The sequence below is a fragment of the Youngimonas ophiurae (nom. illeg.) genome, assembly GCF_049803795.1.
GTDB lineage: Bacteria > Pseudomonadota > Alphaproteobacteria > Rhodobacterales > Rhodobacteraceae > Thalassobius.
On record NZ_JBNAGJ010000001.1, the window covers coordinates 188318 to 215304 of the forward strand.

General features: G+C 61.6%; 27 protein-coding genes. 14 read left to right on the forward strand and 13 right to left on the reverse strand.

The features are described from left to right. Positions 1-34: 34 nt before the first annotated feature. The 3 genes from ACP15O_RS00970 to ACP15O_RS00980 form a co-directional block, all read right to left on the reverse strand. Positions 35-895, reverse strand: a complete 861-nt coding sequence (locus ACP15O_RS00970) for an inositol monophosphatase family protein (protein WP_425094162.1) — start codon at positions 893-895, stop codon at positions 35-37. 70 nt (positions 896-965) lie between these two features. After that, positions 966-3482, reverse strand: a complete 2517-nt coding sequence (locus ACP15O_RS00975; protein ID WP_425094163.1) for an ABC transporter permease — start codon at positions 3480-3482, stop codon at positions 966-968. Then, positions 3479-4165, reverse strand: coding sequence for an ABC transporter ATP-binding protein (locus ACP15O_RS00980; RefSeq protein ID WP_425094164.1), 687 nt, complete (start codon positions 4163-4165; stop codon positions 3479-3481). The genes ACP15O_RS00975 and ACP15O_RS00980 overlap by 4 nt, the downstream gene beginning before the upstream one ends. Between ACP15O_RS00980 and ACP15O_RS00985 the strand changes: the two genes are divergently transcribed. After that, the gene (locus tag ACP15O_RS00985; RefSeq protein WP_425094165.1) at positions 4164-4847 is read left to right on the forward strand and encodes an arylesterase; all 684 of its coding nucleotides are present in this window, start codon (positions 4164-4166) and stop codon (positions 4845-4847) included. The two genes, ACP15O_RS00980 and ACP15O_RS00985, sit on opposite strands and share 2 nt — an antisense overlap. Before the next feature lie 61 nt (positions 4848-4908). Continuing rightward, positions 4909-5340, forward strand: coding sequence for a thioredoxin TrxC (trxC, locus tag ACP15O_RS00990; RefSeq protein WP_425094166.1), 432 nt, complete (start codon positions 4909-4911; stop codon positions 5338-5340). A gap of 14 nt (positions 5341-5354) precedes the next feature. Here trxC and ACP15O_RS00995 read toward each other — a convergent pair whose 3' ends face one another. After that, positions 5355-5675 carry an antibiotic biosynthesis monooxygenase family protein gene (locus ACP15O_RS00995; RefSeq protein WP_425094167.1) on the reverse strand — a complete coding sequence of 107 codons (321 nt, stop codon included), beginning with the start codon at positions 5673-5675 and terminating at the stop codon, positions 5355-5357. Positions 5676-5793: 118 nt separating this feature from the next. On the opposite strand from ACP15O_RS00995, the gene ACP15O_RS01000 reads away from it, so the two are divergent. Then, positions 5794-6435 carry a hypothetical protein gene (locus ACP15O_RS01000; RefSeq protein WP_425094168.1) on the forward strand — a complete coding sequence of 214 codons (642 nt, stop codon included), beginning with the start codon at positions 5794-5796 and terminating at the stop codon, positions 6433-6435. A 53-nt stretch (positions 6436-6488) separates the two neighbouring features. Continuing rightward, on the forward strand, positions 6489-6980 hold the full coding sequence (locus ACP15O_RS01005) for a HugZ family pyridoxamine 5'-phosphate oxidase (protein ID WP_425094169.1): 492 nt from the start codon (positions 6489-6491) through the stop codon (positions 6978-6980). Positions 6981-6997: 17 nt separating this feature from the next. Here the strand turns inward: ACP15O_RS01005 and ACP15O_RS01010 are convergent, their stop codons facing one another. The 3 genes from ACP15O_RS01010 to ACP15O_RS01020 form a co-directional block, all read right to left on the reverse strand. Further along, the gene (locus tag ACP15O_RS01010) at positions 6998-9286 is read right to left on the reverse strand and encodes a glycosyl hydrolase family 28-related protein (protein WP_425094170.1); all 2289 of its coding nucleotides are present in this window, start codon (positions 9284-9286) and stop codon (positions 6998-7000) included. A gap of 164 nt (positions 9287-9450) precedes the next feature. Continuing rightward, on the reverse strand, positions 9451-10194 hold the full coding sequence (locus ACP15O_RS01015) for a DUF4336 domain-containing protein (protein ID WP_425094171.1): 744 nt from the start codon (positions 10192-10194) through the stop codon (positions 9451-9453). Positions 10195-10301: 107 nt separating this feature from the next. Then, positions 10302-11876: a lysine--tRNA ligase gene (locus tag ACP15O_RS01020; protein WP_425094172.1), complete on the reverse strand. Its 1575-nt coding sequence runs from the start codon at positions 11874-11876 to the stop codon at positions 10302-10304. Between the two features lie 122 nt (positions 11877-11998). Here ACP15O_RS01020 and ACP15O_RS01025 point away from each other — a divergent pair, with 122 nt between their 5' ends. Beyond that, on the forward strand, positions 11999-12430 hold the full coding sequence (locus tag ACP15O_RS01025; RefSeq protein WP_425094173.1) for a tellurite resistance TerB family protein: 432 nt from the start codon (positions 11999-12001) through the stop codon (positions 12428-12430). On the opposite strand, the gene dacB is transcribed toward ACP15O_RS01025, so the two are convergent. Next, positions 12427-13917, reverse strand: coding sequence for a D-alanyl-D-alanine carboxypeptidase/D-alanyl-D-alanine endopeptidase (gene dacB / locus ACP15O_RS01030; RefSeq protein WP_425094174.1), 1491 nt, complete (start codon positions 13915-13917; stop codon positions 12427-12429). The genes ACP15O_RS01025 and dacB overlap by 4 nt on opposite strands. A 63-nt stretch (positions 13918-13980) precedes the next feature. Then, positions 13981-14580 (reverse strand): nicotinate-nucleotide adenylyltransferase, encoded by a 600-nt coding sequence (locus ACP15O_RS01035; protein ID WP_425094175.1) that lies wholly within the window; start codon positions 14578-14580, stop codon positions 13981-13983. Between the two features lie 118 nt (positions 14581-14698). On the opposite strand from ACP15O_RS01035, the gene ACP15O_RS01040 reads away from it, so the two are divergent. Further along, positions 14699-15574, forward strand: a complete 876-nt coding sequence (locus ACP15O_RS01040) for a bifunctional helix-turn-helix transcriptional regulator/GNAT family N-acetyltransferase (RefSeq protein WP_425094176.1) — start codon at positions 14699-14701, stop codon at positions 15572-15574. A gap of 10 nt (positions 15575-15584) precedes the next feature. Here ACP15O_RS01040 and ACP15O_RS01045 read toward each other — a convergent pair whose 3' ends face one another. After that, positions 15585-16316 (reverse strand): hypothetical protein, encoded by a 732-nt coding sequence (locus ACP15O_RS01045; RefSeq protein ID WP_425094177.1) that lies wholly within the window; start codon positions 16314-16316, stop codon positions 15585-15587. Between the two features lie 72 nt (positions 16317-16388). On the opposite strand from ACP15O_RS01045, the gene ettA reads away from it, so the two are divergent. Further along, positions 16389-18044 carry an energy-dependent translational throttle protein EttA gene (gene ettA / locus ACP15O_RS01050; protein ID WP_425094178.1) on the forward strand — a complete coding sequence of 552 codons (1656 nt, stop codon included), beginning with the start codon at positions 16389-16391 and terminating at the stop codon, positions 18042-18044. A 219-nt stretch (positions 18045-18263) separates the two neighbouring features. Continuing rightward, complete coding sequence (locus tag ACP15O_RS01055; RefSeq protein ID WP_425094179.1) at positions 18264-18467, forward strand: hypothetical protein; 204 nt, start codon at positions 18264-18266, stop codon at positions 18465-18467. A 113-nt stretch (positions 18468-18580) separates the two neighbouring features. Here the strand turns inward: ACP15O_RS01055 and ACP15O_RS01060 are convergent, their stop codons facing one another. After that, positions 18581-18784, reverse strand: coding sequence for a YgaP family membrane protein (locus ACP15O_RS01060; protein ID WP_425094180.1), 204 nt, complete (start codon positions 18782-18784; stop codon positions 18581-18583). 180 nt (positions 18785-18964) lie between these two features. Between ACP15O_RS01060 and ACP15O_RS01065 the strand changes: the two genes are divergently transcribed. The 6 genes from ACP15O_RS01065 to ACP15O_RS01090 all read left to right on the forward strand — a co-directional run bounded on the left by ACP15O_RS01065 (position 18965) and on the right by ACP15O_RS01090 (position 26003). After that, positions 18965-19372 carry a universal stress protein gene (locus ACP15O_RS01065; protein ID WP_425094181.1) on the forward strand — a complete coding sequence of 136 codons (408 nt, stop codon included), beginning with the start codon at positions 18965-18967 and terminating at the stop codon, positions 19370-19372. A gap of 159 nt (positions 19373-19531) precedes the next feature. Further along, complete coding sequence (locus tag ACP15O_RS01070; RefSeq protein WP_425094182.1) at positions 19532-19792, forward strand: TFIIB-type zinc ribbon-containing protein; 261 nt, start codon at positions 19532-19534, stop codon at positions 19790-19792. Positions 19793-19889: 97 nt separating this feature from the next. Further along, positions 19890-21692, forward strand: a complete 1803-nt coding sequence (lepA, locus tag ACP15O_RS01075; RefSeq protein WP_425094183.1) for a translation elongation factor 4 — start codon at positions 19890-19892, stop codon at positions 21690-21692. A 289-nt stretch (positions 21693-21981) separates the two neighbouring features. Then, positions 21982-23997 carry a BTAD domain-containing putative transcriptional regulator gene (locus tag ACP15O_RS01080; protein ID WP_425094184.1) on the forward strand — a complete coding sequence of 672 codons (2016 nt, stop codon included), beginning with the start codon at positions 21982-21984 and terminating at the stop codon, positions 23995-23997. A gap of 72 nt (positions 23998-24069) precedes the next feature. Beyond that, positions 24070-24975 (forward strand): phosphatase PAP2 family protein, encoded by a 906-nt coding sequence (locus ACP15O_RS01085; protein ID WP_425094185.1) that lies wholly within the window; start codon positions 24070-24072, stop codon positions 24973-24975. Positions 24976-25103: 128 nt separating this feature from the next. Then, the gene (locus ACP15O_RS01090; protein ID WP_425094186.1) at positions 25104-26003 is read left to right on the forward strand and encodes a C1 family peptidase; all 900 of its coding nucleotides are present in this window, start codon (positions 25104-25106) and stop codon (positions 26001-26003) included. Between the two features lie 56 nt (positions 26004-26059). Here the strand turns inward: ACP15O_RS01090 and ACP15O_RS01095 are convergent, their stop codons facing one another. Both ACP15O_RS01095 and ACP15O_RS01100 read right to left on the reverse strand, forming a co-directional pair. Beyond that, positions 26060-26362, reverse strand: a complete 303-nt coding sequence (locus ACP15O_RS01095) for a chorismate mutase (protein ID WP_425094187.1) — start codon at positions 26360-26362, stop codon at positions 26060-26062. Between the two features lie 28 nt (positions 26363-26390). Beyond that, on the reverse strand, positions 26391-26987 hold the full coding sequence (locus ACP15O_RS01100) for a TetR/AcrR family transcriptional regulator (RefSeq protein WP_425094188.1): 597 nt from the start codon (positions 26985-26987) through the stop codon (positions 26391-26393).

The following is a 26987-nucleotide window of genomic DNA, read 5'->3' on the forward strand; positions in this document are numbered from 1 at the left end:
CAAAGGGCCCCGGATAACCGGGGCCTTTTGGGGCTTAGTCCGTCAGCGGGGCCAGAGCCTCGGCCAGTGTGTCCCAGGTTTCCTGGTTCGGGGCGCACAGCAGGAAACCTTCTTCGATTCCAATGTCATAGGCGCGTCCGTCCAGCATCTGTGCGACGCCTCCGGCCTGTTGGCACAGCAGCACGCCCGCCGCATGATCCCACGGGTTCAGCACGCCGGACAGGGTGAAATCCACACCGCCCTGCGCCATGATCCGATATTCATGGCACGAACACCGCATCGAGCCCATCCGGTAAAAACTGGGCAGTACCGGCGCCAGTTTTTCCTGCTGCTCCTTGGGCAGCAGATAGTAGTGCATCACGCCCGACAGCGTATCCAGCGCGCCCCCCTTTGAGACCGATACAGGGCGCTCGGCCCGGCCCGCGCCGGCAATGCGCGTGGCCGATTGATCATCCGCGATCACCCAGTCATCCACCATCGGATCATAGAGCATCCCAAAGACCGGCTTACCGAAACGCGTGGCCGCCAGGATCACCCCGAACAACGGCACCCCATGGGCGAAATTCCAGGTTCCGTCCACCGGATCAATGATAAAGGCCAGCTCGGCCTCGGCGGCTTTCTGGCGCAGCGCGGGGTTGGCGGCGGCGGCCTCTTCTCCGATCACGACAGCATTGGGAAACAGGCGCAGGATGCCGCGCGCGATCATGGCCTCGGCGGCGGTGTCGGCCTCGGTGACCAGATCCTGCGGCCCCGATTTCGTGTCAATCTGATGCGCAGACAGGTTGCGGAACCGCGGCAGGATTTCCGTTTTGGCGGCGCGGCGCACGATGTTGACAAGGCTGGTCTGCTGAGCGGCGCTCAGCGCGGTGACGGGCAAGGGAAGCGTTTCGGTCATGAACTCATAAGCTAGGGTGATTCTGCATCTGCATTATGGGTCGCATCCACAGGGCGCGGATGCAACGTGGCTATTCGCGCGCGCGCAGCACCTGGGCCGGACGGGTGGCAAGACTCCGCCGGGCAAAGCCCAGACCGGCCAGCAAGGTGGCGATCACCCCGCCGCTGACAATCCCGATGGCCGAGCCCCAGATCACCGTGAAATCCGTGTCCATCACGTAATGCGACACGGCCCAGCCCCCCGCAATTCCGGCGGCCAGCGCCACCAGCCCGGCCCCGGCCCCCAGCAGCCCCGCGCGCAGGGCGAAACTGGTCAGGATACGCCCCCGCGTGGCGCCCAGGGTTTTCAGGATCGCGGCCTCGTAGCTGCGGGCCTGTTCGCCCGCTGCGGCTGCTCCGATCAGCACCAGGAACCCGGTCAGCAGCGTCGCCGCCGCGCCCCAGGACGTGGCCGAGGCAATCCCGTTCAGCATCACGCTGACCCGATCAATAGCGTCGCGCACACGGATCGCGGTGATGTTCGGATATTGATTGGCCAGATCGCGCAGAATGGCGGCCTCGGCCCCCGGATCGGCATAGACGGTGGCGATGAAACTATGCGGCGCGCCCTTCAGCGCGTTTTCATTCACCGCCAGGACGAAGCCCATTCCGGCGGTTGAAAAATCCACCTCGCGGAAGCTGGTGATCGTGCCGGTGATGTCGCGGCCCAGGATGTTCAGGGTGATGGTGTCGTTCAGGGACAGGCCGATTTCCTCGGCCTCTTCGCGGGCAAAGCTGATCTGAGGCGGGCCGGTGTAATCCTCGGGCCACCATGCGCCAGCGGTAATGGTGGTGTTTTGCGGCTGCGGCCCGGCATAGGTGATCCCGCGATCGCCGCGCACGACCCAGTGATCGCCCGCAACCTGATCGGCGGGGATGTCATTGATCCGGGTGATCACGCCGCGCAGCATCGGGGCGTATTCAACGCGGCTGACTTGCGGGTCATTTTCGACGCGCTCCAGAAATCCGGGCATCTGATCGCGCTGAATATCGACAAAGAAATAGCTGGGCGCCACGTCCGGCAAATTGCCCGAGATCGCCCGCCGCAGGTTCCCGTCAATCTGTCCGACAGCGGCCAGAACGGCCAGCCCCAGACCCAGCGACAGGACAACCGGCGTGGCCTCGTCGCGCGTGCCACCGATGGCGGCGACGGCCCACCGCAGGGCCGGGTGGCCTCGGGTCGCGGTGCGGGCGCGGCGCGACAGGGCGCGGATTCCATAGGCCGCCAGGGTCAGCACGATCAGCGCGGCCAGAATGCCGCCCGCCGTCCACAGCGTCAGCATCACCGCCCCTGAAAACAGCACCGCCACGCCCACCAGCGCCGCCACCAGCGCTAGGGTGGCCAGCACATAGGGCAGGGGCGGCAGCGCGCGGGCCCCGGCCATGGCATCGCGGAACAGGGTCGCGGCCTTGACCTCGCCGGTGCGGGCCAGCGGCCAGAGCGTAAAGATCAGCGCGGTCAGCAGGCCGTAGACGGCGGCCTCGGCCAGCGGCGCAGGATAGAGCGCGAACACGGCCGGCACCGGCAATTGCGCGCTCAGCAGCGGGGCCAGCAGCACGGGGGTGACGCCGCCCAGGGTCAGCCCCAGCGCGATGCCCAGCAGCGACAAGGCCCCGATTTGCAGAAAATAAGTCTGGAAAATCACCCGCCGTTCCGCGCCCAGGCTGCGCAGCGTGGCGATCACCCCGGTTTTGCCCGCCAGATAGGCGCGCACGGCGGCGGACACGCCGACGCCGCCCACCGCCAGCCCGGACAGGCCGACCAGCACCAGAAAGGCGGCCAGCCGGTCCACGAAATTGGCAATTCCCGGCGCGCCGTTCCGGGCATCTCTCCAGCGTACGCCCTTGTTTTCAAAGGATTTCAGGGCCTCTGTCTTCAGTGTCTCCAGATCGGTGCCGGGGGGCAGGGTCATCCGGTATTTCGCTTCATATAGCGATCCGGGCGCCAGCAGCCCCGAGCCGTCCAGCGCGGTTTGCAACACGATCGTCCGGGGCCCCAGCCCAAAGCCCGCCGCCGCGCTGTCAGGTTCGCGCGTCAGGGCCGCCATCAGGCGAAAATCCTGCGTGCCCAGGCGGAAATCATCGCCGATTTTCAGGCCCATCCGATCAATCAGCACTTGCTCCATCACCGCGCCGGGCAGGGTGCCATCCCCGGCCAGCGCGTCCCCCAGCGGCATGTCCGGCGCCAACGAGACCTGCTCCACCAGCGGATAGGCATCGTCCACGGCCTTGACCTGCGTCAGCCCGCGGTCCTCGTCCACCACGGCCATGGATCTGAAATCCACGATCTGAGAAACCGCCGTGGCGCGCGCTGCCATCCAGGCGCGTTCCTCGGCGCTGGCCAGACGGTAGGTGAACTCCATTTCCGCGTCCCCGCCCAGCAAGGCCGCGCCTTCGCGGGCCAGCCCGGCTTCGATCCCGGCACGGATGCTGCCGACCCCGGCGATGGCGGCCACGCCCAGCGTCAGACAGGCCAGAAAGATACGAAACCCGCGCAGACCCCCGCGCAATTCCCGGCGTGCGAAGCGGGCCGCAATTGCCAGGCTCATGCGGCGGCCTCCTGCTGGTCGATGCGGCCGTCGCGCAGGCGGATCACCCGATCACAGCGCCGGGCCAGCTCGTTCGAGTGGGTCACCAGAACCAGCGTTGCGCCGTGCCGGTCGCGCAGGCCGAACAGCAGGTCGATGATCGCCGCCCCGTTGGTGCCATCCAGATTGCCCGTCGGTTCATCCGCCAGCAGGATTTGCGGACGCGGGGCCGAGGCGCGGGCCAGGGCGACGCGCTGCTGCTCGCCCCCGGACATCTGGCTGGGATAGTGATCGGCGCGGTCCTCTAGCCCGACGGCCTGCAATTCCTCCATCGCGCGGTCAAAGGCATCGGATTTCCCGGCCAGTTCCAGCGGGGTTGCGACGTTTTCCAGCGCGGTCATCGTCGGAATAAGGTGGAAAGATTGAAACACCACCCCCATATGTGCCCGACGAAACCGGGCCAGCTGGTCCTCGGACATCGCGGTCAGATCCTGCCCCAGGGCGGTGATTTTGCCGGTTGTGGCCGTCTCCAGCCCGCCCATCAGCATCAAAAGCGAGGATTTCCCCGACCCCGAGGGCCCGATCAGGCCCAGCGACTCGCCGCTCTGGACATCCAGCGTGATGGCGTGGAGAATTTCGACCAACCCGGCATTCCCGTTCAGGGACAGGCCCGCCTCAGACAGTGACAATACCGGCTCCGACATGCAAATGCTCTTCTTTGTTCAGGCTTTTCTTTCATATGGGCGCGCGCGCGCGATCGGCAAGGCATTGGCGGTGCTTCTGTTGCTGGCGCCGCCCGCGCTGGCGCAGCCCAAGGCGATCATGGCCTTCGGAGACAGCCTGACAGCCGGCTATGGCCTGATGGATCACGAAGGCCTGGTGCCGCAGCTGCGCGGCTGGCTGGCTGAAAATGGCCAGGATATTCGCGTCATTCAGGCCGGCGTTTCGGGCGATACCACCGCTGGCGGGCTGGCGCGGATCGACTGGTCTTTGACGCCCGATGTGGGCGGGGTGATCGTAACGCTGGGCGGCAATGACATGCTGCGGGGGATTGATCCGGCGGTTTCACGCGCGAATTTGCACGGCATTTTCCAGATTGTGCGGGATCGCGGGTTGGCGCTGATGGTGGTCGGAGTGCCCGCGCCCACGAACTATGGCCCCGAGTATCGCGATGCGTTCCAGGCCATGTATCCCGAATTGGCCAAAGAGTTCGATGCGGTCTATTTCCCCAATCTGTTCAGTGGTTTGGGTCAGGGAACCCCGGCGGATTTGCAGCCATTTTTTCAGGATGACGGCATCCATCCCAATGCAACGGGCGTGGGGATGATCGTGCAGGAATTGGGCCCCAAAGTGTTGGAACTGATCGGGCGGATGCAGGCACGCTGAGGCTTGTACCCTGCGCGCCGCAGATTATATTCCATATCGAATATGTATAAAGGAGCTGTCCATGTCCTCCAAGAAACTGACCTGTCTGGACTGCGGGCAGGTAAACCGCATCCCGTCCGAGAAGCTGAGCGCCGGTCCCAAATGCGGCACCTGCGGCGCGAAATTGCTGGGGCCCAAGGTGGCCGAGGTCGATCTGGCCACCCTGCAAAAGGCCGCGCGCAATGACGATCTGCCGCTGGTGGTGGATTTCTGGGCGCCGTGGTGCGGCCCCTGCCGGATGATGGCGCCCGAATTTGCCAAGGCCGCCACGCAGCTGAACGGGCAGGCGCGTCTGGTCAAGATCAACACGCAGGACCACCCCGCCGCCAGCCAGAAATACGCGATCCGGGGCATTCCGACCATGGCCGCCTTTGCCGGAGGGCGCGAGCAGGCGCGCCAGTCCGGGGCGCTGCCGGCGGCCTCGATCGTGCAATGGGTGCAGGGGGCGGTGTGATCCGCCCCTAGCCATCAGCCATAGGTTCTGGCCACATCATACATCACGGGCTCGAAGCTTTTGCACAGCTCGTTGATAACGCGGTTGCGCTTGCGCATCTCTTCGGTGCGCAGCATGGCTTGGTAATCTTCGCGTTTTTCCCATTGCGAATAGTTGGCGATCCGGGTCTGGGCATCGTTCACATGCAATCCGGCCGCGATGAAACCGGGCTGTTTCGAGATCACCTGATCATAAGCGCTGTTCAGCAGGTCGAGCAGATCCTGACAGGTGCCGGGCGTGGCCTCGAATGTGGTGATGACAGTTTGAAAATGTGAATCCTGCGATATCGTGGGCATTTTTTCCTCCATCCTCGGGAATTCAGCCTAGCACCGCAGGGCGCGCGGCCCAAAGAATGATTTGGTTAACGCGCTGTTTACCTTTCTTTCTGCAAAATTATCGCGGAAAGGGGAAGCCATGCGTTTTGTGTGCGTGATCTTGTGTTTACTGGCCCTTCCCGCGCAGGCGGGCCCCTGGCCGCGCGGGAAGGGGCACTGGTTTTCCTCGACGTCCTCTACCTGGAGCGATGGTGCCTTTGGCAGCGGCTTCATGACCTCGCAGTATATGGAATACGGGATTTCGGACAGGCTGACGATGGTGGTGGATGTCAGCTATGATCAGGTCCATTTCTCTGGTGTCGCCTATACCCGGATCCCCCTGTGGACCAGCGAAAAAGGCCATCGTTTCGCGCTGGAGATGGGCGGCGGTATCGACCGGGGCTGGGCCATTTCGCGCGCGGGGCTAAGCTATGGCAAGGGGATTGAGACACGTTGGGGCGGGGGCTGGCTGACGGTGGATGCCGCCGCGATCACCGTGACGGCCACGCGTGCGACGACCTACAAGGTGGATACCACCATCGGGGTGGCGCCCTCGGATCGGTGGAAGGCGATCTTGCAGGTGCAGACGAGCACCGTGCCGGGCCTGTCCTTTGACGCAAAGTTGGCGCCTTCGGTCGTGCGGCGCTTCGGAGACCACGTCTGGGGCGAACTGGGGCTGACCCATACACTGACCGGGCCGCAGCAATATGGCCTGAAGTTCGGGGTTTGGCTGGAGTTCTGAGGGCCGGGCAGATTGGCTTGCTGCGCGTGGCAGACCTGCTTAACACTGGTCGCATGACCGATCCCATTCGCCCCACCGATGACGAAGCCCGTGCGCTTGCGCAGTCCCTTCTGTCCAGCGCGCGGTTCACCGCGCTGGCGGTGCAGGATCCCGAAACCGGCGCGCCCTATGTCAGCCGCATCGCCCTGAGCGCGGGGCAGGGCGCGGCCGTGTCTTTGGTGTCTGCGCTGGCCTATCATACGCAGGCGCTGCGGGCCGATCCGGCCTGTGCCCTGCTGGTGGGCGAGCCGGGGCAGAAAGGCGATGCCCTGGCCCATCCGCGTCTGACCGTGCAAGCGCGTGCAGCGTTCATTCCGCGCCCCTCTGATCAACACGAAAAAATGGCCGCGCAGTATCTGCGCGACCATCCCAAGGCCAAGCTGTATCTGTCGCTTGGCGATTTCAGTTTCGTGCGGTTCGAGCCGGTCCGGGCCTTTCTGAACGGGGGCTTCGGACGGGCCTTTCACCTGCGCGCTGGGGATCTGATCCCGGCGGCGGGGGCCTAGTAGGCGTCCATCCGGACCTAGTAGGCGTCCATCCGGACGACAACCGTCACATCGCCCTCGACATTTTCCGGCCAGTGCAGCTGTACCTGATCGCGGTTGGCGCCCTCTTCGGTCGATACCCAGGGCATCGCGAAATTATCCGAGCCCCCTCCGTCGCGGATGCGGGACCGGGCCACGACGGATTCGACATTGCGCGCATAGCCGCCAAACGGCAGCGGGCCCGCGCAATAAACCGTCCAGGTGTCATTGGGGGTGTTTTGCTCATGATCCAGAACCAGCGGGTTCTCGATGCCTTGTTCGATGTTGTTAAAGCTGTTGCCCTTGACCACGATGTTGCGCATCCGGCCGAAATCCAGATCGGCAAACGAGGTATCCACCCGGTCCACGCGGTCCAGCACTCCATGGATCGAGCGGAACACGTTGCCGGTGACATTCAGCCCGTTGATGAAATGCCCGGACCCGTGCGGCTTGATCACGATGAAGCGGAACCAGGACGCCGAATCGATCGACTGGAACACGTTGTTTGAAATGTTCAGCGCGCTGAAGGAAAACTCGCTGTTGAATTCCGGCGCGGGGTCGTGTTCGTTCGTCCATTCGACAAAGCAGTTGTCGATATAGTTGCCGTCGATGGTGGCGCGGTTGTGGGGGCTGGTCAGCACCAGGCCCGAGGTCCGCAGGCCCTCCAGTTCGCTGTCGCCCTGGAACCAGTGGTTGCCCGAAATGATCGAGCTGGTCCCGGCCAAGACCGCGAAATGACGGAACTTGGTGATCCGGTTGTTGCGTAGTTTCACGTCGTTGGCATTGGCATTCAGCGCAATCGAGACCCGATCCTGCGCGCGGGTGCCGCCTTCGTCCGACAGGAACTGGCAGCGGTCGATCAACATGCCCTGACAGCCTTCGCCGGGGCTGGAAATCCCGCGATCCTTGGGCGCGGTCATGAAGCTGTCCTTCAGATGGAACGTCAGGCCTGCCGGTGCCAGCAGAATGCCGCTGCTGCGGCCGCCGCATTGGAACTCGACATCCGAAATCATGAACTTCGACAGCTTCTGGAACCCCGAGAAATCCAGAATGTATTTGAACCGCGTAAAGGAATAGGTCTGCGTGCCCACCGCATCATACAGGGGCCGGGACAGGGTGATTTCCTGCGTGGCGTTGTTTTTCGCGCGGACATAGACTTCGCGGCCCACCCCGTTTGCCCACACAAGCGCGCCGATCGGGATATTGGCGACATTGGTGACATTGGTCAGGGTTGTCGGATTGTTTGCGTTATAGGTCGCGGTCGAGGTGAAGCTCTCGGTATCCCAGTTCGCGTTGTTTTCGGCATAGAACTGGCCGTTCCGGATCTGGCGGCGGGTGGCGTATTCGGTGCGATTGTTCACCGCCGCCTGCATGTCAATCGGCCCCGAAACCGAGATCCGTCGCCCGCCCAGATCCAGCGATTCGTGATCGGAATTGTTCAGCAGCGACTGAAACGCCTTTTTGAACGCCAGCTCTTCGTTGTCGAAGGCGTCAATATAGGTGGGCAGGTCAAAGTTTTTGGTCAGCGACAGCATGGCCGCGTCCGGCATGGTCACTGTGCCCTCGAAACGCACCCGGTTTGAAAACGTCACGTCGCTGCCCAGATAGTACGTCCCGGCCGAGATCAGCACAATGCGCCCGTCTGCGGCATCGTCTGCGGCCTCGAAGGCGGCGGTGTCGTCCGTCACACCATTGCCGATGGCGCCGAAATCGCGCACGTCCACCCAATCCAGCATCGAGCGCAGATACGCCTCGGTGATGTCCTCGATCACGATGTCGTCCACACGGATCACGCCGCCGTTGGGGCCCGTGATATTCAGGCCGAAATGCCCATAGATCACCGGATCGGGCCAGATCATGTCCACACCGCCGCGATTGCCCGAGCCGACGATGGCGCTGATCTCGACGACCTCGCCGTAGCTGGTCAGATCCACCGAGGTTCCGACCCGTGTCAGCCCGGTGACCAGATCATTGTTGCCATCTCCGGCCCAGCCCGAAATCTGAACGCTGGGCAGGTTGCCGCTGATCGCCTTGACCCGTGCGGTGATGCGCAGATAGCAGCCCGGATAAATCGGGGTTTCGCCCATATAGCGCAGCAGCTGCGTGCTGGTGGTTTTTTGCAATTCCAGACAGCCCGCGAAATCCTGGTCCGCAGGCACAAAGGCCGCGTTCACGGCCCCGTCATAAGTGTCCGAGCCGGGCGTGCCTTCCCCACTGGACCACACATCCAGCCCAGCCTCGAACGGGGTGGGCATGAATACCACACCATCGGTAATCGCCTTGTTCATTGCGTATCCTTTCCTCTGTCCCCGCAAGGCCACATGCCTGACCGGGCAATCCGCTGTCCGGGTCCGCTCCCGGCTGAGAGGGGGATAGCAAACGAAGGGTTAACAGCCCCTGAGACCACCGTGACGGTGGGGGCGTTTGCTGATTGTTTCCAGAGGGTTACACTTTATGATCCGTCGCGCGAATCCGGCAGCCAGTCAAAGGCGCGCTGTAGCTGAGCGGCCCCATCGGTTTTGAACCAGCGCCCATGGGCCAGGATCACCCGTTCGGGATTCCACTCCAGCATCTGCTGAACCGAGCCCCGCAGCGCCGGAAAATGATTGCGAAAGGTCAGCCGCATATCGCGCGGCATTCCCCCGTTCGGGGCCTGAATGCCGCCGATCCGGGTGGCCAGCTTCATCCACCAGGGCAAGTGTTCGGGGTCGAAATTCTCGATCAGGTCTGTCAGGATCAGGCTGCGGCTGGCGCGGTGGAAAAACACTGCCTCGCGGTGGATCAAAGAGCCCTTCACGATCAGCTGTTCGATCTGTCCGGCCCAGGCTTGCGGTGCCTCATCCGTCAGCGCATGATCGAACCGCCCCGGCAGCCCGCGCCGCCTGGCGCGTTCCTTTACGCCCGGCGCGGCCCAGGCCTGGGCGCTGGGGAAGGCCGCCTGCCATTCATGCACATAGGCATAGTGAATCCAGTTCGGCGCGATCAGGTGGCGCACTGGCCCCAGCGCGTCCAGCTCGGTGTGCAGCCCATCCGTCAGCCGCGTGGGCGAATGTACCCACAGCCCGCCACCGGCCAGCCGGGCCACCGTGGCACGGGTGGAAAAGGGCATCCCGTAAAACCGGATCGCGGGGCCGTCGATCAGCCAGATGTCCCGCGCCACGGGTTTCAGCGTGTTCAGAGGCTCGTATCCCGTCATGCGACATTCATCCTGCGCGCCGTCTGCAAAAACAAGCGTAAAATGCAAAAGGCCGCGCACCCGGCGCGGCCTCTTTATATATGTCCGGATATTGGTCCAGACGGGGCTTAGCCCAGCTCGCCCGCCAGGCCCTTATCAATCAGAGCGATGGTTTCGTCGATCCCATAGAGCGCGATGAACCCGCCGAAGCGCGGCCCCTGGGACGCGCCCAGCAGCACCTCATAGAGCGCCTTGAACCAGTCGCGCATCGGATCGAACCGTTCGCGGCCCACACTGAACACCAGCCCTTGCAGCTCTTCTGCGTCCACGGGGGCATCCCAGGCGGCCAGCTTGTCGCGAAGCTCGGTCAGGGCTTCGCGCTCCAGATCGGTGGGCGCGCGGAACACTTTGGTCGGCTTCACGAAGTCGTTGTAGTAGCGCACGGCAAAGCCCGCGGCCTGATCCATATCGGCATTGGTTTCGGGGCTGGCATCCGGCGCATAGCGCTGAATAAAGCCCCACATCGTGTCCTTGTCCTCGGCCCCCGACACGGACGCCAGGTTCAGCAGCATCCCAAAAGGCACCACCATGGTGGACGCGGGCGGGTTGCCGTTGTGGATATGCCAGACCGGGTTATTCACCTGTTGCGCCGCATCCTGACCGGGGAAGGCGCGCAGCTGCTGGTGGTAGTCGTCCACGGCCTTGGGGATTACGTCGAAATGCATCCGCTTGGCGGTCTTGGGCTTTTGATACATGAAGTACGACAGGCTTTCGGTGCTGGCATAGGTCAGCCATTCGTCGATCGTCAGCCCGTTGCCTTTCGACTTGGAAATCTTCTCACCGTTTTCGTCCAGGAACAGCTCATAGGTGAAATGCTCGGGCTTCTTGCCGCCCAGAATCTGGCAGATCCGGTCATAGATCGGCGTGTTGGTGCTGTGATCCTTGCCGTACATTTCGAAATCCACGTCCAGAGCGGCCCAGCGGGCGCCGAAATCGGGCTTCCATTGCAATTTCACATTGCCACCAGTCACCGGCAGGGTCCATTCGCGGCCGCCCTCGTCATCGAAGGTGATGGTGTAATCGTCCTTGTTTACCGATTTCATCGGCACATACAGAACGCGGCCGGTTTCGGGGTGGATGGGCAGGAAGATCGAGTAGGTCTGCTGGCGCTCTTCGCGCAGGGATTTCAGCATCACCTTCATCACGTCATCGTATTTGTCCACGGCGCGTTTCAGCACCTCGTCGAACTGGCCGGTCTTGTAGAATTCGGTGGCCGAGTAGAACTCGTATTCAAATCCGAACGTATCCAGAAACCGGCGCAGCATGGCGTTGTTGTGATCGCCAAAGCTGTCGAATTCCTCGAACGGGTCGGGCACGGCGGTCAGCGGTTTTTGGATATTGGCGTGCAGCAATTCCTGGTTCGGCACGTTTTCGGGCACTTTGCGCATCCCGTCCATATCGTCCGAAAAACAGATCAGACGGGTGGGGATGTCGCTGATCAGCTCGAACGCGTGGCGGATCATCGTGGTGCGGGCGACCTCGCCAAAGGTGCCGATATGCGGCAGGCCCGACGGCCCATAGCCGGTTTCAAACAGGACATGCCCCTTTTCGGGGGCCTTCTTTTCGTAGCGTTTGACCAGCTTGCGGGCCTCCTCAAAGGGCCAGGCTTTGGATTTGAGTGCGGCTTCACGCAGGTCAGACATGTCTTGCTCCAACAGAGATGGGTCCGCCCGCGCCCCATGCGCGGCAGACCGCCGCTTCCTATTGCGGCGCGGCGCGACAGTCAATATTCTGCACTGCGACAACGATCATCAGGACGCATGAAATGACCGCAGAAGCCGATGTTTCCCACCCGCTCAGCCCGCAAGACTGCCTTGTGGCGCTGATGATTGCCGTTTCGGCCTCAGACGAGGAGCTGCGCACCGCTGAATTGGTGAAGATTCAGAACGCGGTGAATCACCTGCCGATTTTTGCCGATTACGATATCGACCGGATGAATGTCATGGGCAAAACCGTGATGGATCTGTTCGGAGAAGAGGACGGGCTGGATGCTCTGTTCGGTCTGATCCGCGACAACCTGCCGGAAAAACTGTTCGAAACGGCCTATGCGCTGGCCTGCGATGTGGCTGCCGCCGATGGCACGCTTCAGGAAACCGAGCTGCGCCTGCTGGAAGAGATCCGTTATGAGCTGAACATCGACCGCCTGCACGCCGCCGCGATCGAGCGCGGCGCGCGGGCGCGGCACATCAGCCTTTAACTGCCATAAAGCGTGCCCCAGCGCTCGATCAGGGCCTGTTGCAGCTTCTTTGACGACTTGTTCCAGTGGCGCCCCCCGTCGGGGCGTTCACGTTCGGCGCGGCTCAAGCGTTTGCGGCGTGCCTGATCTGCGGTGAAAATCGCGAAAGTCAGCTCGGTCCCGTCTGCGGCCGTCATGTACCCGGCCAGAGAGCTGACGAAATTCAGCGTTCCGGTCTTGGCGCGTACCTTGATCGGGTGGGCCTTGTTCACCCGTCCGCGCGCATCGCGCAGGGGGATATTCTTCATCAGATCGCGCAGCGGGCCGTTGTGATAGGCGGCGCTCAGGGCGTGGCCCATGTCCTCGGATGTCAGGCGCGAGCCATCGCCCAATCCCGAGTGATCCACCAGCCGGGTATGCGTCATGCCCAGCCTTTGCGCGGCCCAGCGGCTCATTTCCTGGGCCGAGCCGCGCAGAGTGCCGGCCTTACCCAGCCGCGCCCGCGTGGCCGCCAGCCCCACCAGTTCGGCGGTCAGGTTGGTGGAATATTTCAGCATCCCGCGCAGGATGTTGCGCAGCGTGTCGCTTTCATGGGTGATCAGAGCCGTCCCACCCGGCAGTTTGGCGGCCTGGGCCTCGCGCGGTAGCGCAATTCCCTCCGCGCGGGCCAGGGTGCGGAACACCTGCCCGGCGTAAATGTCCGGTTTGCGTACGGGCAACCAGCGAGAGCCGCCCTTGCCCAGGGCCCCGCTGGCGACGGTCCAGCTGTCCACGCCGTTGCGGTCGCGATAGGTATAGACCGGCAGATCCCGTTTCACGACGGACATCGTGGCCATACGGACGGCAGGGCGGTAGCGTTCGGATCGGGCGTCCATTGTCACGCCCCAGCTGTCGCCAGCCCGTTTCCATTCGAAATGCACCCGGTTGAAGTTCAGCGACAGCCCCGAGAGCGCCGGGTTATAGCCTACATGCTCGGGCTGGCTGGAATCGATCTGCCGCGCATAGGGAACAGAGCCGCCCCAGACCAGAAATTTGCCGGTGATCCCGGTGACGCCCGCGTTTTTCAGCCCTGCGGCCATTGTCGCCAGGGCATCGGTGTCCAGGGTCGGGTCGCCGCCGCCCGCCAGGATCAGATCGCCCTGGATTTTGCCGCCCTGAACCGGACCTGTAGCAATCAGGCGCGTCCGAAAGCGATGGTCAGGCCCCAGATGTTCCAGCGCATAAAGAGCGGTCACGGATTTCGCCACACTGGCCGGCGGCAGCCCCTGATCAGCGTGGCGGGTCTCTAGGATCTGGCCGGTTTTCGCGTCGGCCACGATGAACGAGACCTCTCCGCTTAGCCCGGCCTTGGCGATCAGGGCCTCGGCCCCGGTGACGGCCATCTTGTGAAACCCGTCGGGGCGCAGATGCGGGCGCAGTGACAGAGCAGGCGGCCCCGCCAGCACGGGCTGCGCCGCGAACCCCGCAGCGATGGTAAAAAAGGAACGTCTGGAAATGCGTTGAACCATGGGAAAATCTAACCCCAGCCTTTCATATAGAACAAGCGCCCAAAATTGACGTTTGCTTCTGAATTAGCGCCAATCACCCCTGTCGCGGATTTCTGTTGACGAATGATCTCGCATCGGGACGTTCAGAAAGCACCATTTCGGCGCTGCGGCATGTCCCAGCATCCGGCTGTCGGATCGGCCCAGGCGCGCGTGCTCGAATACCCGTGCGGTTTTCGAGGACCGGGCCGAGATTCTCTGGCCGGGCCGGGCCAGCACTCCTACCGGGACCGAGCGCATGATCCATCGCCAGTCCTGCCATTGGCTGAACTGCACCAGATTGTCCGCGCCCATCAGCCAGACAAAGCGGACCTTTGGATAAAGCCGCTGCAACTGGCGCAGGGTCTGCGCGGTATAGCGCGTGCCCAGCTGTGCCTCGATGTCGGTGATTTTGACGCGCGGGTGCTGCATCACCTGCCGCGCGTGCCGGAGGCGGCGATCCATGCCGGCGGGGCCGTGTTCTTTAAGCGGGTTGCCGGGGCTGACCAGCCACCAGACCTCGTCCAGCCCGAAGCGTTTCAGGGCCTCGCGGGTGATATGCGCATGGCCTTCGTGGGCCGGATCGAAGGATCCCCCCAGCAGCCCGACCACCCGCCCCGCAGGCGCATATGGCACAGAGTTTCTCATCCCGCTTCCATCGCCCTGGCATATGAGGCCTGTCAAGCCGATTGACGCATCCTGCGGTTGACAGAGAGAGTATCGTTGACTTATGCAAACCAAATAGGTTGACTGAGGTAAATCAAAAATGTCCGACAATGCAATCGCCCGCATCCGCCGCTTCAATCGGGCGGTGACGCGTGAAACCGGGGCTCTGGATCAGTCTTTCCTGGGGCGCGGGCGGCCGTTGGGGGTGGCGCGGGTGCTTCATGCCATCGGCGCGCAGGGTGCAGATCTAGAGGATATTCGCCGCTACCTGGGGCTGGATAAGACCTTGCTGAGCCGCTATCTGAAAACGCTACAGGATGAGGGCCTGACCACCTTAGAGAAAGACGCCGCCGATGGCCGTCGGCGCCGCGCCGTCCTGACGGATCGAGGGCGGGCCGAGTGTGAGGCCTATAATGCCCTGTCCAATGCCCGCGCCCAATCCCTGCTGACGCGCCATCCCGATCCGGCCGCTGTTCTGGCGGCGATGGATCTGATCGCCACGGCTCTGGGCCCCGATGACGTTGACATGCAAGAGCTGGACCCGCGCCACCCGGCGGCCCTTGGGTGCCTGAACGCCTATTACAAGGAACTGTCGCAGCGTCTGCGCACCGGGTTTGACGTGTCTCTGTCCGCCGATCCCGAGGCCGCGGATATGCTGGCGCCGCGCGGGGCCTTTGTGGTGGCGGTGTCGGATGGGGTGCCGCTGGGCTGCGTCGGGCTGAAGGGCACGGACAAGGGCTATGCCGAGATCAAACGCCTGTGGGTCTCGCCCGCCGCGCGGGGGCTGGGGATGGCCAAGCGCCTGATGTTCCGGATTGAAACCCGCGCGCGCGATCTGGGCATTGCTACCTTGCGGCTGGATACCAACTCGGCCCTGCCCGAGGCCGTCAGCATGTATCGCAGCGCTGGCTGGACCGAGATCGACCGTTTCAACGATGACCCCTATCCGGACCACTTTTTTGAAAAGACCCTGTAGGGGCGTGGGCTTAGCGCTTCCTCAGGCGTCGCAGCCCTTTCAGGTCGTCCGGGCGCTTCAGCGTATGGATCAGGCGGTGACAGGTGGCGCATAGAACGGCGAAATCATCGGGTGATACGGCCCGCTCCTGCGGTGGCATCTGCGCCACGGGCCGCAGGTGATGCGCATCCATGCAGGCCATGGCCTTGTCACGCCCAAAGGCCGCTTCGGCGTCCAGATCGCAGCCTTCGCAGACCAGCCCCTTGGTCTCTTTGATCCGCCGCGTACTGACCCCGCGCCGTTCCCATCTTAAATGATACTTAGCGATTTTGCGCTCATATCCCAGAGGTGCCTGCTGGGACTGAGCCGGTTCCGAGGGGTTCAGAAGCGTCTCGGCATTGTTTTCGGTTTCGTGGCCATCCGGGTGAAATACGGTGTGGGGGTCGGCCAGCTCTTCGGGGTCGAAACCGGACAGGCCAAGATGACGCTTGCGATCTTTGTCAAAGATAACATATGCAAAGCCCAGCTTGCCAAGATCGCGGCGATACCTATCGCTGGTGAACTGTGGATACAGATCTTTCCCGGACAATGCCCCGGCAATACGCACAGCAGGCTTTAAATCCCACAGCATCCCATCACGCGGATCCATCAGATACACCTTCCCTGACCAGCTTGACGGTGAAACATCCTGATCCGGCATCGCGTCCAATGCGGCCAGAATATCTGCGCGCGTCATCCCGATCTCGTCAAAACTATAGCCCATAACAATTGCTCCTCTCATAAACCTCGGCTATCACACGGCCCAACCTGATTTCCCCGAACCCCGAGGTCCGACATGGCAGCCTATCAATACGTTTATCACATGCAGGGGGTCTCAAAGACTTACCCCGGCGGCAAGAAGTGCTTTGAGAATATCCACCTGTCCTTCCTGCCCGGTGTGAAAATCGGTGTGGTCGGCGTCAACGGTGCCGGTAAATCGACCCTGATGAAGATCATGGCCGGTCTGGATAAGGACTTCACCGGCGAGGCCTGGGCCGCCGAGGGCGCCAAGGTGGGCTATCTGCCGCAGGAGCCCGAGCTGGACCCTTCGCTGGACGTGCGCGGCAATGTGATGCTGGGCGTGGCCGAGAAAAAGGCCATCCTGGACCGCTATAACGAACTGGCGATGAACTACAGCGACGAAACCGCCGATGAGATGGCCAAGCTGCAAGACGAGATCGACAGCCAGAACCTGTGGGATCTGGACAGTCAGGTCGATGTCTCGATGGAGGCGCTGCGCTGCCCGCCCGATGATGCCGATGTGACCAAACTGTCGGGGGGTGAAAAGCGCCGCGTTGCCCTGTGCAAGCTGCTGCTGGAAGCGCCCGACATGCTGTTGCTCGACGAACCGACCAACCACCTGGACGCGGAAACCATCGCCTGGCTGCAACAGCACCTGATCGATTACAAAGGCACCATCCTGTGCGTTACCCACGACCGCTATTTCCTGGATGACATCACCGGCTGGATTCTGGAACTGGATCGCGGCCGCGGTATCCCCTACGAGGGCAACTACTCGGCCTGGCTGGAACAAAAAGCCAAACGGCTGGAGCGTGAGGCCAAGGAAGACAAGGCCAAGCAAAAGACGCTGGAACGCGAACTGGAATGGATGCGTGCTTCGCCCAAGGCCCGTCAGGCCAAATCCAAGGCCCGGATCAACGCTTATAACGAAATGGCCAACCAGTCCGAGCGCGAAAAACTCTCTCGCGCGCAGATCATCATCCCCAACGGCCCGCGTCTGGGCCAGAAGGTGATCGAGGTCAACGGCCTGGCCAAGCACCTGGGTGACAAACAGCTGATCGAAGGGCTGAGCTTCAGCCTGCCGCCCGGCGGCATCGTCGGCGTGATCGGCCCCAACGGCGCGGGTAAAACCACCCTGTTCCGTATGCTGACCGGCCAGGAACAGCCCGACGAGGGCAGCGTCGAATACGGCGACACGGTGCAGCTGTCCTATGTGGATCAGTCGCGCGACGACCTGAACGACAATGACACCGTATGGGAGGCCATCGCTGACGGTCAGGACATCATTAAACTGGGCGACGCCGAGGTGAACGCGCGGGCTTATTGCTCGGCTTTCAACTTCAAGGGCGGCACCCAGCAGAAAAAGGTTTCCCTGCTGTCGGGTGGTGAACGCAACCGCGTGCATATGGCGCGCCTGCTGCGCTCGGGCGGGAACGTGCTGCTGCTCGATGAACCGACCAACGATCTGGACGTGGAAACCCTGCGCGCGCTGGAAGACGCCCTGGTTGATTTTGCCGGCTGCGCCGTGGTGATCTCGCACGATCGTTTCTTCCTTGATCGGATCTGTACCCACATTCTGGCCTTCGAGGGCGACGCCCATGTCGAATGGTTCGAGGGCAACTTCGAGGACTACGAAGAAGACAAGAAACGCCGCCTGGGTGCCGACGCGCTGGAGCCGAAGCGGATCAAGCACAAGAAATTCTCGCGCTAATCGTGCGGGATCATCCGAGACAGGGGCGGCCTTTGGGTCGCCCTTTTTCTTTCTGCTGACCGGGGTTGCCCTGCGGGGGCAGGCCGTGCCGATGAGTCGTCAGAGGAAATCCGCCGAAAAAGGCACAGAATGAATTTATGCCTCACTCTTGCCATATTCACCCGTTTACGTTGTATTAATCCCTGAGGCCGCAAGATACAGCAAAAGCGGAGGCACAAAATGGCATTGGTTGCACTGATGGTATTCAGCACAGCAGGTTTTCTGGCCGCAGCGGCCGGGCTGCTTGGGTTCGGCCTGTCGCTTAGCGCAGCCTTGGGGCTGTATCTTGGGGTGGCCCTGATCGGACCGGCTGTGCTGATCCTGCTGGCGTGGCGTCTGTCGCGCCCTTCGGATGGCGCGCCGCCGGGAATGGCCACGGCCTGATTGCTCACACAGCCTGACTGCTCACGAAAAGGCCGCGCATCGTCTGCGCGGCCGTTTCTTTTCTGTCTTTCTGCCAGAAGCCCCTCCGGAGCCCCTGGAGGTGCCCGAAGGGGTTACTCGAAAGCGCAGCCGGGTTTTGCGCCCAGTTTCTTGAACACGATGGCGGCCGGGCAGAAGCCCGTGAACGAGGATTGCAGCAGGTTGGCACCGACGAATACGGTCAGCCAGACGAAATAGGGGTGGACATAGACAGTTAGTACGACGCTGAGCAGTACCATGACGCCAGCAAAACGGAACATTGCGCGATCAATCGACATAGTGGGATCCTTTCGGGTTTCAGGCGGATTTGCGGACCGAGCGGCGCTGGGCGCGCTTGGGTTGCCGATCTGTATAAACATTCCAAAATGCGAATGCAATGGGCTGCGCAATGTGACCTGCATCAAGGCACCGCACCGCATTCTGCCGCAAGATGAAGCCAGAAGATCAGGAGGTGACCCATGTATGCCAATATTCTTGTTCCCGTTTCTTTCGACAGTGACCGTGACGCTGGCGGTGCGATTGATGTTGCCCGGACGCTCTGTAAAGAGGGCGGGAAGATCACGCTGATCCACGTGATGGAGAGCGTCCCCAGCTATGCGATTTCCTATATGCCCACGGATTTCGCGGCGGAAACCCGGCTGGCCATTGAGGCCGAGCTGGCCACTATGGGGGCGGAATTGCCCGATGCGGAGGCGGTGGTGATTGAGGGCCATTCGGGACGCAGCATTGTGGAATGGGCGGATCGCAATGAGATCGATTGTATCGTGATTGCCTCGCACCGGCCGGGAATGCAGGATCTGCTGTTGGGCTCGACCGCGGCGCAGGTGGTGCGCCATGCCAAATGCGCGGTTCATGTGCTGCGCTAGGGCCGCGACCGTTCGGAGGGGATTGGGGGCGGGACGCCTCTGGCGGAGTATTTGGGGCAAGATGAAACCGCTGCGGGGCAGGGGGCGGGCGGGTTCTTGTAACCTGGTGGCGGTGCCCCCACATCCTGTGGAACGCCACAACACAGGAGAGTGTGCCCGATGCAATGCCCGATCGACGGAACCCAGCTGGTGATGACTGAACGCGCGGGGGTCGAGATTGACTATTGTCCGCAATGCCGGGGTGTCTGGCTGGATCGGGGTGAACTGGACAAGATCATTGAGCGCAGCGCCGCGCAATCGCAACCGGCCCCGCAGCGGGCAGCAGGGTATGATCGGGGCGACGCATACGACGAGCGTTACCGCAAGTCCAAATACAAAAAGCGCAAGAGCTTTCTAAGTGAGATTTTCGATTTCGACTGAGCCGGACGTGAAAAATGATCCAAGCGGCGCTGTCGGGGCCTTTTGGGCTGTTCATGCCCATTGACCGCCGCGCGATTCCGCATCATATCGCTGATCCATGACCGACCTAAAGCACATCCGCAATTTCTCGATTGTTGCCCATATTGACCACGGGAAATCCACCCTGGCCGACCGCCTGATTCAATCCACCAACACGGTGGCGGATCGGGATATGAAGGAACAGTTGCTGGACAGCATGGATATCGAGCGCGAGCGCGGTATCACCATCAAGGCCAACACCGTGCGGATTGATTACACCGCGCAGGATGGCGAAACCTATGTGCTGAACCTGATCGACACGCCCGGCCACGTGGACTTTGCCTATGAGGTCAGCCGCTCGATGCGTGCGGTCGAGGGGTCTTTGCTGGTGGTGGATGCCAGCCAGGGGGTTGAGGCGCAGACGCTGGCCAATGTGTATACCGCGATTGAGGCCGATCACGAGATCGTGCCGGTGCTGAACAAGGTGGACCTGCCCGCCGCCGAGCCCGAGCGCGTGGCCGAGCAGATCGAGGATGTGATCGGCATTGATGCCTCGGACGCCTGCCTGATTTCCGCCAAGACCGGCATCGGTATCCCCGATGTGCTGGAGGCGATCGTGAAGCGCCTGCCGCCGCCTCATTCCGGCGATCCGGATGCGCCGCTGAAGGCGATGCTGGTGGACAGCTGGTATGACCCCTATCTGGGTGTGGTCGTTCTGGTGCGGATCATGGACGGTAAGCTGAAAAAGGGCGATCAGATTCGCATGATGCAGACCGGCGCCAAATACGGTGTGGACCGGGTGGGCGTGTTCCGCCCGCAGATGCAGAATGTGGATGTGCTGGGGCCCGGTGAGATCGGGTTCATCACGGCCTCGATCAAGCAGGTGCGGGATACCAAGGTGGGTGACACGATCACCCATGAAAAACGTCAGACGCCCGAGCCCCTGCCGGGCTTCAAACCGTCTGTCCCGGTGGTGTTCTGTGGGCTTTTCCCCGTGGATTCCGCGGAATTCGAAGACCTGCGCGATGCGATTGAGAAACTGGCGCTGAATGACGCGTCCTTCAGCTTTGAGATGGAAACCTCGGCCGCGCTTGGCTTTGGGTTCCGCTGCGGTTTCCTGGGTCTGCTGCACCTCGAAGTGATCCGCGACCGGATCGAGCGCGAATATAACATCGAGCTGATCACCACCGCGCCCAGCGTGATCTATCACGTCTACATGAAAGACGGTGAGATGATCGAGCTGCACAATCCCGCCGATATGCCCGACCCCTCCAAGGTGGATCATCTTGAAGAACCGCGCATCAAGGCCACGATCATGGTGCCCGATGAATATCTGGGCGACGTGCTGAAACTGTGCCAGGATCGCCGCGGCATCCAAGAGGATCTGACCTACGCTGGCACCCGCGCCATGGTGGTGTATGATCTGCCGCTGAACGAGGTTGTGTTCGATTTCTACGACCGTCTGAAATCGGTGACCAAGGGCTATGCGTCCTTCGATTATCAGATGACGGGCTATCGCGAAGATAACCTGGTGAAAATGTCGATTCTGGTGAACGAGGAACCCGTGGACGCGCTGTCGGTTATGGTGCACCGCGACCGCGCCGAGATGCGGGGCCGCGCCATGTGCGAAAAACTGAAGGATCTGATCCCGCGCCACATGTTCAAGATCCCGATTCAGGCCGCGATTGGTGGCAAGGTGATCGCCCGTGAAACTCTGGCTGCGCTGCGCAAGGATGTGACCGCGAAATGCTATGGCGGTGACGCGACGCGTAAGAAAAAACTGCTGGAAAAGCAGAAGGCCGGTAAGAAGAAGATGCGCCAGTTCGGCCGGGTGGACATCCCGCAAGAGGCCTTTATCTCGGCCCTGAAAATGGACGACTGACCAGAAAACCGCCTCCTGTTGGGCGGTTTTCTTCTTGGTGGCTTCGGCAAAGTTCAAAGCCTTCATATATGTTTCATCCTGTCCTAACACGATGGCGCCTGTGCTCATCCTGTTGCATTTCGCCGGGGCGCTGTTCCCTCAGTTCCTGTTCTGCCGCTGCGCTGATCCACAAGCGTCATAGGCGCGAGAGAGGGGCTCAAAGGCGCGGGATGTTTTCAAGCCAAGGTTGACATAAGGTAAATTAGCCGCTGGTGTGGTCATATTACGACACTAGGGGTTGCGCCAATCCATGGAGCGTTTGCGGCATTTTTTAGAACTGGTTGAGGGGGACAATCACAGCAGCGTCTACCTGCGTACCTTCGGTACGGTCGAGCTGACGACACGCCACGGCCCCGTGCCTTTGCGCAACACCAAGGCACGGGCCTTGATTGCCTTTGTGGCGCTCAGTCCGACACGGTCCTGTACCCGCTCTGAGCTGTGCGATTTGCTGTGGCCCGAAACGGATGAGAAAAAGGCCCGGTCGTCTCTGCGTCAATGCCTGTCGGCGATTCGCCGGGCCAGTCGTGATCTGGACGACAGCCTGCTGATGGTCGAGGGCGAGCGGATCGGGCTGGACGGGGCGCTTTTGTCTACCGATCTGGAAAGCCTGCTGCAAAGGCTGTACCAGCAGCCCCCCAGTGCCAAAATTCTGGACGATTGTCTTGAGGCGCGGCGCATTCTGAATGATCTGTCTTCCGTGACTTCGGGGTTCGATACCTGGGCGGCCAGCGTCCGCAGCGAGGCGATGGACAAGGTGCTGACGGGGCTCAAACAGTTTTACACCGATCCTCAGGTTGATCGCGACGCCAGGATCAAAAGCGCGCAGACCGCGCTGAAACTGGATGCTTTCGAAGAAGAGGCCGTGCGCGGCCTGATGCAGAACCTGGCCGAAAATGGCGAGGCCTCGGCGGCGCTGCGTCACTATGGGCAATTTTATGATCTGCTGACCGAGGAAATGGACGCCGAACCCTCGCTTGAAACCCAAGAGCTGGCCGTCGCGATCAAAATGTCCACCGGGCAGGCACGGCCGCATCCCTCCCAGCCTCCAGGCGTGCCCGCGGCGGCAACCGGGCCGCGTGTTTCGCTGGCTGTGCTGCCCTTCGAGGTCATCGGCAATACAGATGACGCGCGCACCCTGTCCCTGGGGTTGCTGGATCATCTGACCTGTCATCTGGCGTCCATGCGCGCGCCTTCTGTCATTTCCAGCAACACCACGCGGATGTATCTGGGGCGGGTTCCGCGCCCTTCGGATGTCGGCCGGGATCTGAACGCGCGGTTTCTGCTGTCTGGCTCGATGCGGATGGATGCGCAGCAGGTTGCGCTGGCGCTGCAACTGATCGAAACCCAGACCGAGAAAATCGTCTGGGCCAACAGGATGGTCAGCTCGAAGGCGGAAATCCTGAACCTGAACGTCCCCATCGCCGAGGAAATCGCCCGCAGGATTGTTCCGTCCGTGAATGCGCAGGAATTGCGGCTGTCGCGCAGCCTGCATCCGAACCAGCTGGAACCGTATCACCTGATTTTGCAGGCGAAGGATCTGATTTTCAGGTTGGACAAGGCGGATTTTCTAAGCGCAGGGGAACTGCTGCGCACAGCGATCCAATCCGAACCCCAATTCGCCCCGGCGCATTCGACGATGGCCGACTGGCTGTCCATTCGCATCTGGGAGGGCTGGTCCGAGGATGTGAACGCCGATCGGACGGCGCTGGACCATCACACGCGCATGGCGATTTCTCTGGTTCCCGATGACGGCCGGGTGATGGCGCTTTGGGCACATAACCGGATGATGTTTAACCGAGAATACGATGAGGCTCTGTCGCTTCTGGATAAGGCGATTGATCTGTGCCCCAACGATGCCGAGGCCCTGGTCTGGTCTGTGCCCACGCTGGCGACCACCCGCAATTCCGAGCAGGCGGTGCGCAATGGCAAAAGGGCGCTGGATCGGTCTCCGCTGGATCCTTTCCTGTTTCGCAACGAACATTTCCTGAGCTTTGCGCATTTTTCCAACGGTGATTTCGAAGAATCGATTGAATATGGCATGTCCTGTTTTCGCAAGGCTCCGAATTACAGCGGCAATACGCGGGCGACGATTGCAGCGCTTTGCGCGGCCGGGCGCAGATCCGAGGCGCTCTCTCTGGCAGAGCATCACAATAGCCTGCACCCGGATTTTTCGGTTGCTGAATTCACCAAGATTCAAGGGTTCCGCAATCCCGAAGATCGCGCGCAATTCGGTGCCTATCTGCTAGAGGCAGGCCTGCCCGCTTAGGTTTCACGTTTCATTCACGCTGCGCTCGCAATGCGTGGGGATACTGAAAATACGTAACCAATAGGGGGTAATATGACACGTGTAGCTGCAACAAACGGGGCCACCAACGGCGCCACGAACGGAGCCACCAATGGGGCCACAAACGGCGCCACGCAGGGGGCTATTGTCACGGGTGTGGGGCCCGGAGCCGGCACGGTGATGCCGCCGGGGCGTCCGCTGTCGGTTAACTATGACGTTCACGAGCTGGCCCCCGTCGTCGGGGCCGAATTTTCGATGGCCGAACTGCATCCTGATCTGTGGGTGCAGGCTGCGCTGGCCGAGCTGCTTCCGCTGGTCAGCCGCCATGCAAAAACCGCAGCGGAATGCACGGAGATTGAGGAAGAGCTTAGGGCGACGTTTCAGGGAAAATCCGTCAGCGAAGATCTGCACTATGGACTGGCCGAGCGCGACACCACCCTGGACCATTATGTGGCCGAGATTGTCGATCAGGCGGGCAGTTTCCATCATTGCTATTACAATGTTCTGTCCATTCAGCCGGCTTTGCACCCTAACACGGCGAAGCTGATATCGGTGGGGATGATGTTGGGCGGCATCGTGGGGATGGAATGGAAATTGCAGATCAAGCGCGCCCGCCCGGCGCAGGTCTGGCCGGGGATTTTGCCGATCCTGCCCACTCCGGCGCATCCGTCTCTGCCCAGCAATCATGCAACTCAGGCCGCTGTTGTTTCTGGGCTGCTGACCCATGCGCTGAAGGGGGATGAACGATACGGTATCGGTAAGTGCCTGAAAGCACTGGCTGATCGCATCGCCCTGAACCGCGAGCGCGCGGGGGTCCACTTTGCCAGCGATTCAGATGCTGGCCGGATTTTGGCCACTAAAATCGTGCGTGATATTGTCGGCTCGCAGAAGCTGCAACACCAGATGGATCGCTGCGCCCAAGAGCTTTCTCTTCTGGCGGCGCAGGATGATGCGAAATGAGCAACGCGATGTATTTCAGCACGGCGGTTCCCCAAGGGTGGACCGCAAACAACATTGAGGCCAAGCTGTCGGTCAGGTCGCGCATATTCCCGGTTCCCAAGTCTCTTCTTCCCCAGGAACAAAACCTGTTGAATCTACTCAAGACCCCGCAGTCCTGGGAAGTACGTCACCAGCATGGGCGGGGGACGTGCAATGCCTTTGCCGCCATCGCCGCACAAGAGCTGTTTCGGATGATCCGCGGTGAGGACACCGAGCCCAGCGATCTGTCCGAAGAGCATCTCTATGCAAAGACCCGCGCGGTTGATTATGACGTCGTGCCTGGCAAAATCCCCATAGCGGCACAGCACGAATTCGACAAAACGGGCGGCACGTTTCTGGCGCAGGTCCGTGTTGCCCTGCAAGAGCACGGGATGGCGCTGGAAGAGCAGGTGCCTTACCGCCCGTCGGCCGCAGTGAACTATGTTGCGCAGCACATCCCCGAAGAGGTGGATCAGAAGGCGAGAGAACGCAGGGTAGAGCATTCCTTGATACACGACATCACGGATGCCACCATCGGCGAGGGCAGGCTGTGGTGGCGGTTGAAGGACGAAATAGATTTGCTGCTGCTGTTCGCTTATCATCTGAAACAGGGGTTTCCGGTGGTGGCTTCTTTTGCCATTCCGGCCGATTGCCAGTATGTCTGGGCGGGCGAGCTGGCCTATGCCACGGGGCAGGTGCGCTATCCGCCTCTGGGTATCATTGGAGACCGTCCGGCGGTAGCTGGCCACACCGTGTGCCTGATAGGGTACGTCCCCCCGGCCGATCCGGCTGATGAGACCGAAGGCTGGTTCCTGTTCCGCAACAGCTATGGGACCAGGCTTTTCGGCCGGTATGCAAAGGATTTTCCAGAGAACCCGAATGGCGGCCTGCCCGGATATGGGTTCATCTCGGCCAGGGATGTGAACCTGTATTGCTGGGAGTTCCTGATACCAAGCGATCAGGAAAGTCTGTTTTTCTTCGATGCCGCGCCCACTGCGCCAGACATCTGATCCGCTGACCAGAGCCTGTTCGGCAGGGGCGGCCGGTGATGCGCCGACCCCTTGCCTTATGCGCCCAGCTCTTTGATTTCTCGCTGTATCGACCATTCAATGAGCGTAGCCCAAAGGCTGTGCGCCAGTGCCGGGTCCAGCCCTTTTTCTGCGGCTGTTGCGCTGACTTTGCTTAGCACCTCTGCGACTCGATCGGTTGTTCTGGCTGGCAGGTTTTCGATCTTTTTCAGGTCAACGGCCCGGTCGATATAACGGCTTCGCGTCACCAGCAGGGCGATCAGCTCAACGTCGATCATGTCGATTTGAGCGCGAAGATCCGTCATGGTCCGGCAGGCATCGGGTGTAACAAAAGACGTCATGTTCTGTGTCCTGTTCTTGAAGTTGAAGCTACCCCAGAATCTGGCAGAGGTGGCGAATGGCGCGTTGTGATCGTTCTTCGCAAAAGGCGGCGGAGGGGCTGGGCAGGCGCCCGATGACCCGCCTGATCTGCTGGTCGCCAATCAGCAGGTCCAGATAGAGCCCGACGGCCTCGGCTGCGGTGTCAAAGTGCAGCGCGCCCTCGTCTTTGGCGCGCAGCAAAACCCGTTCCAGAAGCGGGAATACCGCCTCGCGGCCAGCCTGGGATAGGGTTGCGCCCAGTTCACCACTGCTGTCCGCAGCGGCGGCCCGGTTCAGGGCAACGGCCCTGTCGCCGGTCAGCAGTTTCAGTAGCTTCGGGCCCAGCGTGCCCAGAATGGACAGCGCACCGTGATCGGATTCCAGCCCGGATTCCAGATGCGCTTTTACCTCTTCGGCATTGCGCGTGACGAGGGCCTGAAACAGGCCCTGTTTGTCGCCATACCAGTTGTACAGGGTTTCATTCGAGGCGCGGGCCTGTTTTGCGATGCCCAGCATTGAAGTGCCGGCATAGCCCTTGGCCTCAAGAAGCGCATAGGCGGCGGTCTCGATCTGTTGCTGGCGGATGGCCCGTTTTTCGTCGCGCAT

Bases quoted from the DNA above. Each gene is read 5' to 3' on its own strand.
- dacB (WP_425094174.1), bottom strand. From the start codon at position 13,917: ATGGTTCAACGCATTTCCAGACGTTCCTTTTTTACCATCGCTGCGGGG.
- ettA (WP_425094178.1), top strand. From the start codon at position 16,389: ATGGCAGCCTATCAATACGTTTATCACATGCAGGGGGTCTCAAAGACT.
- ACP15O_RS01020 (WP_425094172.1), bottom strand. From the start codon at position 11,876: ATGTCTGACCTGCGTGAAGCCGCACTCAAATCCAAAGCCTGGCCCTTT.
- ACP15O_RS01100 (WP_425094188.1), bottom strand. From the start codon at position 26,987: ATGCGCGACGAAAAACGGGCCATCCGCCAGCAACAGATCGAGACCGCC.
- ACP15O_RS01055 (WP_425094179.1), top strand. From the start codon at position 18,264: ATGGCATTGGTTGCACTGATGGTATTCAGCACAGCAGGTTTTCTGGCC.
- ACP15O_RS01045 (WP_425094177.1), bottom strand. From the start codon at position 16,316: ATGGGCTATAGTTTTGACGAGATCGGGATGACGCGCGCAGATATTCTG.
- ACP15O_RS00995 (WP_425094167.1), bottom strand. From the start codon at position 5,675: ATGCCCACGATATCGCAGGATTCACATTTTCAAACTGTCATCACCACA.
- ACP15O_RS01060 (WP_425094180.1), bottom strand. From the start codon at position 18,784: ATGTCGATTGATCGCGCAATGTTCCGTTTTGCTGGCGTCATGGTACTG.
- ACP15O_RS01095 (WP_425094187.1), bottom strand. From the start codon at position 26,362: ATGACGTCTTTTGTTACACCCGATGCCTGCCGGACCATGACGGATCTT.
- ACP15O_RS01035 (WP_425094175.1), bottom strand. From the start codon at position 14,580: ATGAGAAACTCTGTGCCATATGCGCCTGCGGGGCGGGTGGTCGGGCTG.
- ACP15O_RS01040 (WP_425094176.1), top strand. From the start codon at position 14,699: ATGTCCGACAATGCAATCGCCCGCATCCGCCGCTTCAATCGGGCGGTG.
- ACP15O_RS01065 (WP_425094181.1), top strand. From the start codon at position 18,965: ATGTATGCCAATATTCTTGTTCCCGTTTCTTTCGACAGTGACCGTGAC.
- ACP15O_RS00975 (WP_425094163.1), bottom strand. From the start codon at position 3,482: ATGAGCCTGGCAATTGCGGCCCGCTTCGCACGCCGGGAATTGCGCGGG.
- ACP15O_RS01005 (WP_425094169.1), top strand. From the start codon at position 6,489: ATGACCGATCCCATTCGCCCCACCGATGACGAAGCCCGTGCGCTTGCG.
- ACP15O_RS01025 (WP_425094173.1), top strand. From the start codon at position 11,999: ATGACCGCAGAAGCCGATGTTTCCCACCCGCTCAGCCCGCAAGACTGC.
- ACP15O_RS00970 (WP_425094162.1), bottom strand. From the start codon at position 895: ATGACCGAAACGCTTCCCTTGCCCGTCACCGCGCTGAGCGCCGCTCAG.
- ACP15O_RS01085 (WP_425094185.1), top strand. From the start codon at position 24,070: ATGACACGTGTAGCTGCAACAAACGGGGCCACCAACGGCGCCACGAAC.
- ACP15O_RS00985 (WP_425094165.1), top strand. From the start codon at position 4,164: ATGCAAATGCTCTTCTTTGTTCAGGCTTTTCTTTCATATGGGCGCGCG.
- ACP15O_RS01010 (WP_425094170.1), bottom strand. From the start codon at position 9,286: ATGAACAAGGCGATTACCGATGGTGTGGTATTCATGCCCACCCCGTTC.
- ACP15O_RS01000 (WP_425094168.1), top strand. From the start codon at position 5,794: ATGCGTTTTGTGTGCGTGATCTTGTGTTTACTGGCCCTTCCCGCGCAG.
- ACP15O_RS01080 (WP_425094184.1), top strand. From the start codon at position 21,982: ATGGAGCGTTTGCGGCATTTTTTAGAACTGGTTGAGGGGGACAATCAC.
- ACP15O_RS01070 (WP_425094182.1), top strand. From the start codon at position 19,532: ATGCAATGCCCGATCGACGGAACCCAGCTGGTGATGACTGAACGCGCG.
- lepA (WP_425094183.1), top strand. From the start codon at position 19,890: ATGACCGACCTAAAGCACATCCGCAATTTCTCGATTGTTGCCCATATT.
- ACP15O_RS00980 (WP_425094164.1), bottom strand. From the start codon at position 4,165: ATGTCGGAGCCGGTATTGTCACTGTCTGAGGCGGGCCTGTCCCTGAAC.
- ACP15O_RS01015 (WP_425094171.1), bottom strand. From the start codon at position 10,194: ATGACGGGATACGAGCCTCTGAACACGCTGAAACCCGTGGCGCGGGAC.
- trxC (WP_425094166.1), top strand. From the start codon at position 4,909: ATGTCCTCCAAGAAACTGACCTGTCTGGACTGCGGGCAGGTAAACCGC.